Origin of the sequence: Ensifer meliloti, assembly GCF_030064585.1 — a bacterium.
In the GTDB taxonomy this organism is placed as follows: domain Bacteria; phylum Pseudomonadota; class Alphaproteobacteria; order Rhizobiales; family Rhizobiaceae; genus Sinorhizobium; species Sinorhizobium meliloti.
In genome coordinates this window covers 1,729,083-1,741,582 of the sequence record NZ_CP120365.1, presented here as the reverse complement: position 1 = coordinate 1,741,582, position 12,500 = coordinate 1,729,083, and the positions used below count along the sequence as shown (strand labels likewise).

Genomic DNA, 12,500 nt, shown 5'->3' with positions numbered 1-12,500 from the left:
TAGAGGAGGAGAGACATGAAAGAGAAAGACAGAAAGTTTTATCTCGCATCCGTGACCGACCGCTTCGTCCGCGGCCAGATGGACCGCCGCAGCTTCCTGCGCACGGCCGGCACGCTCGGCCTCGGCGCGACTGCGCTCGGAATGGGCTTCGGCAGCCGGCCCTTCGGGGTGACGAGGGCGCTTGCCCAGGAACAACTCCAGCCGTCCGCCGAAGTGCTCTCCTGGCTCAAGGAGGTGGCCAAGCCCTTTGCGGGAACGACGCTGAAGCTCGCGACGGAATCGACGCCGCCGTCGAATGCCATCAACTCGCAACTGAAGAAATACTTCGAAGAAGCGACCGGCATCAGGGTCGAGATCGAGGTTCTGCCGCTCGAGCAGGTTCTACAGAAGCTCACGCTGGATGTCGCCTCCTCGCTCGGTAGCTACGACCTCTACTACATCGACCAGAGCTGGTCGGCATCCTTCAGCGAAGACGTATTCGATCCGCGCGAGCAGCTTCAGGAGAAGCCCGACCTCGCCATGCCGAACTACAATATCGACGACTTCATGCCGGCGCTCGTCGACGGCATCGCCAAATACGGGGACCGCTGGGTCGGCGTGCCCTATGATATCCCCATCTTCATCATGATCTACCGCAAGGATATCTACGAGAAACTCGGGCTCAAGGCGCCGGCAACGTTCGAGGATCTGCTGAACAATTCCGCCGCCATCACCAAGGAAATGGGGCCTAACCTCTACGGCTATGCCGGCCAGATGAAGTCCGGCCATTATGCGCTGGAATGCGAATGGACCTCCATGCTCTGGGGGAATGGCGGCTCGATCTTCAACGCCGACAAGAAGTTCGTCGGCAATGATGAGCGGGGCATCGCCGCGCTCGACTATTATACCAGGCTCAAGGAAGCCATGCCGCCGGGCGTGGACCAGTGGACCTGGGACGGCCAGGGCCAGGCGATTGCTCAAGGCGTTGCCGCCTCGATGCTCTCCTGGGGCGAGTTCTTCCCCTATTTCGACGATGCGAGCCAGACCAAAGTTTCCGGCCTCTGCGAGGCGGTCGTCCCGCCGCAGCCGGTCGCGCTCAGGAAGCCCGAAGAATGCGGCTATGGCGAAATCCCAGGCGTCGGCCACCAGGGCGGCTCCTCGCTGGCGGTGTCCAGATATTCGAAGAGCCCGGACGCGGCGTGGATATTCATGCAATGGGCGACCTGCGCCGATACGCAGGCCCTCATCACCACGCTCGGCGGCGGCACCGGCCCCACCCGCGCCTCGGTCTATGACGACCCACGCGTCAAGGCCAATGCCCGCGTCGGCGCGGGCACGACTCGCCACCTGTCGGTCGTTCGCGAGACGATCGACAAGTACATGGGCTCGGAACCGGATCTGCCGGAATGGGCGCAGCTGTCGAGCGACACGATCCCCGTCGGCCTCGGCAAGTATTTCGCAGGCAGCTACGGTTCCTCCAAGGAAGCGATGGACGACATCGCCTCTCAGGTCGAAACCGTGCTGAAAGGTTGACGAATATGGGCGGGGGCGCCGCTGCGTCGGCGCCCTTTCCGGCCGGGATAAGACGAAAGACAGGGGAACACGATGTCTGAAAAACCGCTGATCGCGATTACGGGCGCCAGCTCCGGTATAGGCGAGGCCGTTGCGCGGGCCTTCTCCAAGGCCGGCCATCCGCTTCTGCTGATCGCCCGCCGACTCGACCGGCTCGAGGCGCTCGGCCTGCCGAACGCCGTGCTGAAGAAGGCCGACGTGCGCGACCGTGCTGCACTTGCCGGCGCAGTCGGCGAAGCCGAGGCGACATTCGGCCCGGTCGACATGATGTTTGCCAATGCCGGCATTGCGCGGCTCGGCGACATCGCCCGCCAGGCGCCCGAGGAATGGGACGAAATGATCGACATCAACACCAAGGGCGTGATGAACAGCGTGCATGCGGTGCTCACAGGCATGATCTCGCGGAAGCATGGAACGCTGGTGATGATGAGCTCGATTGCCGGACGCAAGGTTTATCCGGACCATACGGTCTATTGCGGCACGAAGTTCTTCGTCCACGCGGTCTCGGAAAGTTTGCGGGAGTATCTGGCGCCGCACGATGTGCGCGTCATCGTCGTCTCCCCCGGCATCATCGATACGGAGGTGCTGGATCACGTGAAGGACGAAACGACCCTTGCCAATTACAAGGCGAACAAGGCGGCGATCGGCGGCGGCATTTCGGCTGACGTGGTCGCGGACCTCATCCTCGACGCCTATCAGCTGCCGCAACGCGCGATCGTCCAGGAAATCGTCATCACGCCGACCCGCCAGAAATACTGACGCAGCAAAGACATCGCCCGCGACAGGGGCGGACAAACGGATAATGGAGTACGACCGATGGCGACCGTGGAATATCAACGAATTGGCAAGTCCTTCGGCGCCGTCACGATCATGCGCGACATCTCCTTCCGGATCGAGGACCACGAATTCGTGGTCCTGCTCGGACCATCGGGCTGCGGCAAGACGACCTTGCTCAGAATGACGGCCGGCCTCGAATCCGTCAGCGAAGGCGACCTCATGATCGGCGGCAAGCGCGTCAACGACGTGCATCCGCGTGACCGTTCGATCGCGATGGTCTTCCAGAACTACGCGCTCTATCCGACGATGAAGGTCTATGACAACATCGCCTTCAGCCTGGAAGTGGCGAAGATTCCGGCCGCGGACATAAAGAAGCGGGTGGAATGGACGGCTGCGACCCTCAATCTCACCGCCTATCTCGACCGCTACCCGAAGGAGCTCTCCGGCGGCCAGCGGCAACGCGTCGCCATGGGCCGTGCCATGGTGCGCGAGGCGGAGGTGTTCCTGTTCGACGAGCCGCTTTCGAATCTCGATGCCAAGCTGCGCGCCCATATGCGAACGGAGATCCGCCAGCTGCACAACCGGCTGAAGACCACCACCATCTACGTGACGCATGACCAGATCGAGGCCATGACCATGGCCGACAAGATCGTCGTCATGCGCGCCGGCAAGATCGAGCAGATCGGCTCGCCCGACGACGTCTACGACCGGCCGGCCAGCAAATATGTCGCCGATTTCATCGGATCCTCTTCCATCAACTTTCTCCCCGGAACCGTGGTCGTCGGCAATGGCGCTCCTGCCGTCGATACGGCGACCGGTCGCGTGACGGTCGAGGAGTCTTCCGCTCTAAAGCCGGGCCAGAAGGTCGTGCTGGGCCTGCGCCCGACAGACGTGGTTGTCGATGCCGATGGTCCGCTTGTAGCCAAGGCGATCCTCACCGAGCGGCTCGGCCACGACGCGCAGCTCTTCTGCGAGGGCCCAGAGGGAAGTTTTGTCGCCGTCGTCGACAAGGCTGCGCGTTTCTCGGAAGGCGCCGAGATCCGCTTCGCGATCCCACCTTCCAAGGTGCACGTTTTCGATGCCGAAACCGAGATCCGCATCTGACTGCTGCGGACCGGACTTCACGCTACTGATCGACTGGAGCCGGCCGCTGCGCGCGGTGCCGGCAAGGAAAGGAACTGCCATGAAATCGCGCTGGTCGGACTCCGAGTTCACCTCAATCATCGAGGCCTATGTTGCCAAGGGCGTCAATCGCGACCTCGCCATCCGCACCTATACGACCCGGCTGCTCGGCTCAGATCCGGAACTGGTGCTGCACGGCGGCGGAAACACCTCGGTCAAGACCACGTTCAAAGAAATGGATGGCACCGAGGTGAGCGTGCTCTGCGTCAAAGGCAGCGGATGGGATATGGGGACGATCGAGCCGCAGGGTCTGCCGGCCGTACGCTTGCAGCCTCTGCAGGCCATGATCGATTTCGAGACGCTCTCCGACGACGACATGGTGATGCTTCAACGCCGCCTGCTTGTCGATCCCGGCGCGCCCAATCCGTCGGTCGAGGCCATTCTGCATGCAATCCTGCCCTTCCGGCACATCGACCATACCCATGCGAACGCGATCGTCTCGCTCACGAATCAGCCGCATGGCGAAGATCTCATCCGTGAGCTCTTTCCCGAATCGATCATCGTTCCCTATGTGATGCCGGGCTTCGATCTGGCAAAGGCTTGTGACGCCGCCTTCAAGGCAAATCCGAAGGGCGACGGCATGATCCTGTTGAAGCACGGCATCTTCACCTGGTCGGATGACCCGCGTGAGGCCTATGAGGACATGATAGCCAAAATCGACAAGGCCGAGCGGCACCTGTCCCGAGGCAGGCTGAAGCCCTTCAAGGGCATCGCCGTTCCCGGAGCCCTTGCCTCCGCCGCGGATATCGCGCCGATTCTGCGCGGCTCGCTGGCGATCGACACCGGTATCGAAGGCGCCCCGCGGCGCTTCGTCCTGGAACACCGTACGAGCGAGAAGATACTCGACTTCTGCAACGCCGAAAATATCGAGAGCCTGGTGCGCCGCGGCAATGCGACGCCGGAACACGTGATCCATATCAAGCGCTTCGGCGTGGCTCTGCCCGCGCCCGAGAAGAACAGGCTCGGCGAATGGGCGGAGAAGGCAAGGGAGGCGGTCGCCGCCTATGAGGCCGACTACAAGGCGTATTTCGAGCGCAACAATGCCCGCGTCGGCGGCGGCAAGCACATGCTCGACCCGAAGCCGCGCGTGTTCTATGTCGCCGGCATCGGCCTCTTCGCCGCCGGCGCGGCGCGAAAGAACGCACTGGTCGGAGCCGACGTGGCGGAGGCGACCGTCGATGTCATCACCAAGGCGGAAGGCATCGAGGCTTTCGAGGCGCTCTCGGAGGCCGATCTTTTCGATATCGAATACTGGTCGCTCGAGCAGGTGAAGCTGTCAAAGGTGCAGGAAAAGCCTTTGACGCGGCAGGTGGCGATCGTCACCGGCGCCGCAAGCGGGCTCGGCCTTGCCGTGGCCGAGGCCCTGAAGGCGGAGGGTGCCGAACTGGCACTGTTCGACATTTCCGAGGACGCGTTGAATGCGGCGGCAAAAAAGCTGGACGCGCTGCCTGTCCTCTGCGACGTGACCAGCCCGGAAGCTGTCGACGCGGCGGTCAGCAAGGTCGCGCAGCACTATGGTGGCGTCGATATCCTGATCTCGAATGCGGGTGCCGCCTTTCAGGGCAAGCTGCTCGGCGTCGAGGAGGCGACCTTCCGAAGGGCCTTCGATCTCAATTTCTGGAGCCATCATTATGTAGCGCGCGCGGTAGTGCGCGTCATGGAACAGCAGAAGACGGGCGGCGCGCTGGTCTTCAACGTCTCCAAACAGGCGGTGAATCCTGGGGCCGACTTCGGCCCCTATGGGACCTCCAAGGCGGCGCTGATGGCCCTGATGCGGCAGTATGCGATCGAGCACGGCGGTTCCGGCATAACCTCCAACGCCGTCAATGCAGACCGTATCCGGACCGGCCTGATGACCGACAAAATGGTCGAGGAACGCTCGAAGGCGCGCGGCCTGACACCGGAGGACTATATGCGCGGCAACATGCTCCGCCGCGAAGTGACCGGCGCCGATGTGGCAGCGGCCTTCGTGCATCTGGCCAAGGCTCGCACCTCAACCGGAGCGGTCGTCACCGTCGACGGCGGCAATGTCGCCGCGATGATGCGCTGAGGGAACGGAGGAGGACGAAGATGGCAATGATCCTCATTCTCGGAGCTGGCGTGATGGGCACTGCCTTGGCCGTGCCGGCAAGCGACAATGGCCATAAGGTGCTGCTGGCCGGCACGCCGCTCGATGCAGTGCCGGTTGCCCGGATGAAAGCGGGCGGAACCCATCCGAAGCTCGACGCACCGCTTTCCGAAAAGGTGACGATCCTCGCTGACGAGGAGCTCGGTGCGGAACATGCCGAGGCGGCCGATCTTGTCGTCGTCGGCGTCAGCAGCCCGGGCATCGCCTGGGCGGTTAACCGGCTGAATGGCCTGCTGCGCTCGAAAAAGGCGGTCGCCTTCGTCACGAAGGGCCTCGACCGCGAGGGCGAACGGATCGTCACCTATGCCGAGACGCTGCCGCCACAGATCGCCAATATGGAAAGCTTCATCGGCATCGGCGGCCCCTGCATCGCGCGCGAGCTTGCCAACCGCTGCCCGACATCCAGCATCTATGCCAGCCGCGACCGGGCGGCGGCTGCCTTTGCCGCGGGCCTGATGCGGGCGCCCTTTTACCGTCTTGCGCTCAGCGAGGATGTAACCGGCGTCGAGGCCTGCGCGGCGCTCAAGAACTTCTTCGCGATCGGCGTGAGCGCCATGCAAACGCGATATCCGGACAGGCTGCGCGCCGATTGCCAGTCGAGGAACCCGACGGCGGCAGCCTTCAACCAGGCAGCGCAGGAAATGGCGCTGCTCTGCGAACGGATTGGCGGCAGCCGTGCTTCCGCCTTCGACCTCGCCGGGATCGGCGATCTGCATGTGACGGTCGGCGGCGGGCGCAATAGCCGGCTGGGTCACGGCCTCGGCCTTGGCCACACCGTTTCTGAGGTTATGGCGGGCGAGCTCGGCGGCGAAACGGTCGAGGGTATCGACACCGCACGGATCGTCGGCTCACTGCTCCGGCAAATCGACAATGCCGCCACCCTCCTGCCTCTCGCAACTGCCATCACGACGGCCGTACTGGACGGCGGTGCATTCTCCTTCGACTTCCAAAGGATTTAGAGCACTCGCCGGAAAGTGTTAACGGTTCCGTGCGCACGTGCATCACCTCGGACGGCTGGAGCGTTTCAGCGTTTCAATGAGACTCTGAAACGCTTTGGGCTACAGCCAGCCCTCAAGCTCGCGGCGCACCACATGGTTGAGCACGGCCATGCCTTCGGGACTGTCGTTCAGGCAAGGTATATGGGCGAATTTCTCGCCGCCGTTATGGTGGAAGCTCTCGGCGGCCTGGCCGGCGATCTCTTCGAGCGTCTCCAGACAGTCGGAAACGAAGCCCGGATTGATGACGGCGATCCGCTTCACGCCTTCCTTGGCCAGTCTTTCCACGGTGGCGTCCGTATAGGGCTGCAGCCACTCTTCCGGGCCGAAGCGCGACTGGAAGGTGACTTGAAGTCTGTCCTGCGGCCAGCCGAGTTTTTCGCGGAGCAGCCGCGCAGTCTTCTGGCATTGGCAATAATAGGGGTCGCCTTTTTCGAAATAACTCTTCGGGATGCCGTGGAAGGAGGCGAGCACGAGTTCCGGCTCCCAATCGAGAGTCGCGAGATGCTTGTTTATCGAGGTGGCCAGGGCATCGATATAGACCGGGTCGTCGTGATAGGGCGGCACGGTTCTGAGCGCCGGCTGCCAGCGCATCTTGAGCAGGGCCTCGAAGGCCTTGTCGTTGACGGTGGCGGTGGTGGCTGCGGCATATTGCGGATAGAGCGGGAAAACGAGAATCCGCTCGCATCCGGCCTTCTGCAGCGCCTCGATGCGCGACGCGATCGAGGGCTGGCCATAGCGCATGGCCCAGTCGACGACGACCTGCGGCTGGCCGCCAAAGGCCTCGGCCATCAGTGCCGCCTGGTTGCGCGTGTAGGTCCTGAGCCAGCTTTCGTTCAGGTCCTTGTTCCAGATGAGCTCGTAGGCCTTGCCGACCTTGCGCGGCCGGGTGTTGAGCACGATGCCGTAGAGGATCGGATACCAGAAGAGACGCGACCATTCGATCACGCGCCTGTCGCTCAGGAACTCCCTGAGATAGCGGCGCATGGAGGTCACGTCGGTGCCGTCCGGCGTGCCGAGATTTACCAGGAGCACGCCCAGCTTCCCGTAGCCGACGGCGGGGTGTTCGGTGTTCGCATCCATGGCTGTCATCCCGGTTCTCGTGAGGCGGCCGCGCTTCTGCGTGGCTGTGCGGCAGTTTCAAATCCTTCTAAAAAGAAATACCGGCGCGGGAAAGCCCGCGCCGGTCGCAAATGTCGAGGCAAATTGTCTTACTCGGCCGGGATCTCCAGCTCGCGGCCGATTTCGAGCGCCCGCGGCGCCGGATCGCCATTGGCCGACGATATCCGCTTCCATTCGGTGCCGCTGCCGTAGAAGGACTGGGCGAGGTCCCACAGCGTGTCGCCCCGGACGATGACGTGCTTGCGCGGACCTTCGGCTGCGGCCGCTGCCTCGGCCGAAGGCTCCGGGGCTGGGGCGGCCGTTCCGCCTTCGGCCGGCTTTGCGGCGGCTTCCGGCTCCGGTGCAGCGCTCGGCGGCGCTTCCGGCGCGACAGCCACTTCTGCTATGCGGCCGTCGATGTAGGGATTGAACGGCTGATGCGCCGCAAGATAGTCCGCAAGCACGGTTTCGAGGCCCGGGCCGTAGTCATAGGCGTTCTCGCCCTTGTCCTTGAAGACCGCGTACCCATCGCCGCCGCTGCGCATGAAGTTGTTGCTGACCAGCGAATAGGTCTTTTCCGGATCGAGTGCTGCGAAGGCGTCGCCCTCCTTGACCTCGACGCTGACGAGGCGGCTGCCGGCGGGCTTCGAACGATCGAAGGAATATTTGAGGCCCGCGACCTGCGGGAAGCGCCCGCCGCCTTCTTCGACCTGGCTGAGCCCGTTCTCCAGGGCTGCGCGGATGTCGGAGCCCTTCAGCTGGAAGGTGGAAAGCGTGTTCTGGAAGGGCAGGACGGTGATGACTTCGCCCATCGTCACGTCGCCGCCGTCGATCGAAGCGCGCAAGCCGCCGCCGTTGGTGATGGCGACCGTCACCCCCTGGCCCTTGACGCGATCGAGCATCGCGTCGGCCACGAGGCTGCCCATCTCGCACTCCTTGGCGCGGCAGGTCTCGCGCGATCCGTCGATCGGCGCCTCGGTTTTGGCAATCACTTTCGACCGCAACTCTTCGATGGGCTTGGCGAGTTCCTTGACGCGCGCGACCACGGCCTCGTCCGGCTTTACGGAGGAATCGACGAGGATCGGGTCGCCCTTGGCGGCCTTGACCACGCCGCTGTCGTCGAACGTCACCACGAGATCGCCGAGATATTTACTGTAGGAGCCGGCCTGTACCACCGGCACCTTGTAGCCGCCGGGATTGTCGACCATCGTCGGGTAGGGGCCTTCGGCCTTTTCGTCGGTGTTGGAAAGCAGGCTGTGGGAGTGGCCGCCGACCACCACGTCGACGTCCGGGATCTTGGCGATCGCCGCGAGGTCGCGCGGGTAGCCGACATGGGTGAGCGCGATGATCTTGTTGACGCCCTGCTTTTTGACCTCTTCGATCGCGCTGGTGATGGTTGCCACGTCCTCGCCGATGAGGATGTCCGGCCCGACCGACGAGAGCTCCGGCGTGTCGTTGGCCACTGCGCCGACGATGCCGATCTTCTGCCCGCCGACATCGAGCACGATCGACGGCTTGATCCGGTCGCCGATCTTCGACTTGTGGCTCGGCAGCACATTGGCGGTGACGACCGGGAAAGCGACCTTGTCGAGGAAGCTGGCAAGGCCGTCTTCGGCTTCGTCGAACTCGTGGTTGCCGACGGTCATCGCGTCGAACTTCATCAGGTTGAGGAATTCCGCTTCGGTGGCGCCCTTATAGGTGGTGAAGAAGAGCGAACCCTGGAAGTTGTCGCCGGCGTTGAGCAGAAGCACGTTCTTGCCCGTCAGTTCCTGGCGCTTCTGGTCTATCAGCGTCTTGAGGCGGGCGACGCCTCCGAAGCACTCGTTCTTGCCCTCTTCCTCGGCCGAGCAAGTCGAATCGAATTTGTTGATCGATTCGATGCGCGAATGAAGGTCGTTGATGTGCAGGATGTTCAATTCATAATCGGCAAAAGCTGCGCCCGACGAGAGCGCGAGAAGGGAAGCGGCAAAGAGGCCCGTCCGCATGTGTCTGATCATGGTCTGCTCCTGTGTGCTGTCGGCCGAGTTCCAGGTAAGACGCGCCGCGCTGTAGCGGATGTTTTCACCAGTCGAGATCGACTTCAAGCCGCAAACGCATGCCTTCTTTGCCGGATTTCAGATAAGGTTAAGCCCACTCGAAGAGAAAAAAGGCCCCGCTGGAGAGCGGGATGAGGAAAAGTGTGCGCGGTTTTCCGCCCGCATCCCGCGTCTCAACTTCTAGGAATCGATCACGTTCATGTTTTTAGGCCGACCCGACCTGAAAACATCGTGATCTAGGGGCCTTGCTCGTGGGGCCGGAGGCCTCAGCCGCGGCGCGCCAGCGAGAACTGTGCGCCGGAGTCCGTCGTACAGTTCAGCTGCGCCGGCGTTGCCAGCGCACAGTTGACCTTGGACTGGGTGTTGCGCACCAGCGACGTCATGTTGATTTCCACCAGCGTCGGGCTGACGTTTACATAGTTGCCGGAGGCGAGAAGCTGGTTCGTGTCGGTCGTGCGCGTCGAGAAGGTGCCGCCTGCGAAAGTGGAGACGATGCCGTTCGGATCGACCCAGGAACCCTCGACACCCGTCGCCTGCGGCGCCGAAGACATTGGCCGGAGTTCCCGAGGCTGGGACTGACAGGATGCCAGCGCGGCGGCAGTTGCCAGGAGGGTGAGGATGGCGAATGGCTTCATCGGCGTTTCTCCCGCGTCACGAGTTGAGCGGGATGCGAACGCAAAACCGCTTCATGCTTTCCTGTCCCCGCTCTACCGCATAATTGCGCGGATCGGAACCGATCCGGGTGCAATTGTGCGGCGTTTCAAAGCACCGCAGCGACCGTTGTGCGTCTTTTGAGACACGCGGGTGCTGCAGTGCGCGAAACATGCCGCGATCATGAGTTGAAAGCAAGAGCGGGCATGCGCGCGGCGCGCTCGACATTCGCAAAAGAAAAGGCCCGGAGCAGGACTGCTCCGGGCCGACAGGTCGTGCTTCGTCGCGTGAACCTCAGCGGACGAGAATGTTCCTGAACTGCCAGGGGTCCTTCGTGTCGATGTCTTCCGGGAAAAGGCCCGGGCGCCCATCGAGCGGTGTCCAGTCGGTGTAGTGCCCCTCGACGGGGCCGAGATAAGGCATCTGCACTTCCAGGCAGCGCTTGTAGTCCATCTCGTCGGCTTCGACGATGCCGGCCTTCGGGTTTTCAAGAGCCCAGACCATGCCGGCAAGAACGGCGCTCGTGACCTGCAGGCCGGTGGCGTTCTGGTAGGGCGCGATGCGGCGGGTTTCTTCCAGCGAGAGACGCGAGCCGTACCAGTAGGCATTCTTGGCATGGCCGTAGAGCAGCACGCCGAGCTCGTCGACCCCGTCTACGAGCTCATGCTCGTCCAGGACGTGCAGTTCCGGCTGCGCCTTGCCGCCGTTGCCGAACATCTCGTGCAGCGAGAGAACGGCATCGTTGGCCGGATGATAGGCGTAGTGGCAGGTCGGGCGGTAGGAGACCTCGCCGTCCTTGTCGCGGACGGTGAAGAAGTCGGCGATCGAGATCGATTCGTTGTGAGTGACGAGGAAGCCGTATTGCGGGCCGGGCGTCGGGCACCAGCTGCGCACGCGGGTGTTGGCACCGGGCTGCTCCAGGTAGATCGCCGCCTTGCAGCCCTTCTTGTGCTTCTTGGCGTTCTTCGGCATCCAGTTCTCGTGGGTGCCCCAGCCGAGTTCGGCCGGCTGCAACCCTTCGGAAATGAAGCCTTCGACCGACCAGGTGTTCCAGAATACATTGAGCGGCTTCGGGTGCTTCGCGCGCTGGGTATCGCGCTCGGCGATGTGGACGCCCTTGACGCCCGCTTTCTTCATCAGCTTCGCCCAGCCTTCACGGTCGTCCTGGTGCGGTTCCTCGTATTTCAGTCCGAGATCGTCGGCGAGGTTGAGGAGGGCCTTCTTGACGAACCAGGAAACCATGCCGGGATTGGCGCCGCAGGTCGAAACGGCGGTCGTGCCGCCCGGGTTCTTTTCCTTTTCGCGGCGAACGGTTTCGCGCAGCGCGTAGTTCGTGCGCGCGGCATTGTCCATTTCCGCGTCGAAGTAGAAGCCGAGCCAGGGCTCGATGACCGTGTCGACGTAGAGCACGTCGAGCTTGCGGCAGAGTTTGATGATGTCGAGCGAAGAGGTGTCGACCGAGAGATTGACGCAGAAGCCCTGGCCGCCGCCTTCGGTCAAAAGCGGCTTCAGCAGTTCCTTGTAGTTGTCCCTGGTGACGGCCGCGCGCACGTGACGCACGCCGTGGCGCACGAAGATCTCCGTGTCCTTGGCATCCTCACGGGGCTCCACCACGATCAACCGGTTCTTGTCGTATTTGAAGTGGCGCTCGATCAGCGGCAGGGTGCCGTGACCGATCGAACCGAAGCCGATCATCACGATCGGGCCGGTGATCTCACCGTAAACCGGGTAGGTGGTGTCTGCCATTTTTGTCTTTCTCCTGAGAAAACGTCCCTGTGCGATGCTTGCATGCGCGCAAAGCGAGCCTCGAATTCCTGGCGGGGCCTGCATGGTCGGGCAGATTCACGCAGGCAACAAGAAGCGCTGCAGCGGCTTTGCACGTCTGGATAGATGCGCGGCGCTGTAGAGCACAGTTTCCTGTCACAATAAAGAGCCGGCCCGTCAACCCGGCACTTGAGACTTTGCTTAACCGGCTGTCTTCGACAGGGTCGCGATGACGGACCGATATGGTCATGATTTCAGGTCGATTCGATCAGAAAACCACGATCCGGGCAGTTTGCCACAAGCACCTCGTGCTAT

The 12,500-nt window shown here is 62.8% G+C and carries 9 protein-coding genes; 5 read left to right on the top strand and 4 right to left on the bottom strand.

What is annotated here, in order from left to right; genetic code table 11:
• Positions 1-15 precede the first annotated feature (15 nt).
• The 5 genes from PZL22_RS15540 (at position 16) to PZL22_RS15520 (ending at position 6,597) form a co-directional block, all read left to right on the top strand.
• Complete coding sequence (locus PZL22_RS15540) at positions 16-1,512, top strand: ABC transporter substrate-binding protein (RefSeq protein ID WP_003531099.1); 1,497 nt, start codon at positions 16-18, stop codon at positions 1,510-1,512.
• A gap of 72 nt (positions 1,513-1,584) precedes the next feature.
• Positions 1,585-2,310 carry an SDR family oxidoreductase gene (locus PZL22_RS15535; RefSeq protein WP_003531097.1) on the top strand — a complete coding sequence of 242 codons (726 nt, stop codon included), beginning with the start codon at positions 1,585-1,587 and terminating at the stop codon, positions 2,308-2,310.
• 57 nt (positions 2,311-2,367) lie between these two features.
• A complete protein-coding gene (locus tag PZL22_RS15530) occupies positions 2,368-3,432 on the top strand; it encodes an ABC transporter ATP-binding protein (RefSeq protein WP_003531095.1) in 1,065 nt (354 codons plus the stop codon).
• Between the two features lie 79 nt (positions 3,433-3,511).
• Positions 3,512-5,560: a bifunctional aldolase/short-chain dehydrogenase gene (locus PZL22_RS15525; RefSeq protein WP_003531083.1), complete on the top strand. Its 2,049-nt coding sequence runs from the start codon at positions 3,512-3,514 to the stop codon at positions 5,558-5,560.
• A gap of 20 nt (positions 5,561-5,580) precedes the next feature.
• Complete coding sequence (locus PZL22_RS15520; RefSeq protein WP_003531081.1) at positions 5,581-6,597, top strand: 2-dehydropantoate 2-reductase N-terminal domain-containing protein; 1,017 nt, start codon at positions 5,581-5,583, stop codon at positions 6,595-6,597.
• A 99-nt stretch (positions 6,598-6,696) separates the two neighbouring features.
• Here the strand turns inward: PZL22_RS15520 and hemH are convergent, their stop codons facing one another.
• From hemH to PZL22_RS15500, 4 genes are all read right to left on the bottom strand, one after another.
• Complete coding sequence (hemH, locus tag PZL22_RS15515) at positions 6,697-7,716, bottom strand: ferrochelatase (RefSeq protein WP_003531079.1); 1,020 nt, start codon at positions 7,714-7,716, stop codon at positions 6,697-6,699.
• A gap of 128 nt (positions 7,717-7,844) precedes the next feature.
• The gene (locus tag PZL22_RS15510) at positions 7,845-9,731 is read right to left on the bottom strand and encodes a 5'-nucleotidase C-terminal domain-containing protein (RefSeq protein ID WP_127516333.1); all 1,887 of its coding nucleotides are present in this window, start codon (positions 9,729-9,731) and stop codon (positions 7,845-7,847) included.
• 305 nt (positions 9,732-10,036) lie between these two features.
• The gene (omp10, locus tag PZL22_RS15505; protein ID WP_003531074.1) at positions 10,037-10,405 is read right to left on the bottom strand and encodes an outer membrane lipoprotein Omp10; all 369 of its coding nucleotides are present in this window, start codon (positions 10,403-10,405) and stop codon (positions 10,037-10,039) included.
• 310 nt (positions 10,406-10,715) lie between these two features.
• Positions 10,716-12,167 (bottom strand): homospermidine synthase, encoded by a 1,452-nt coding sequence (locus PZL22_RS15500; protein WP_010970200.1) that lies wholly within the window; start codon positions 12,165-12,167, stop codon positions 10,716-10,718.
• Positions 12,168-12,500: the final 333 nt, after the last annotated feature.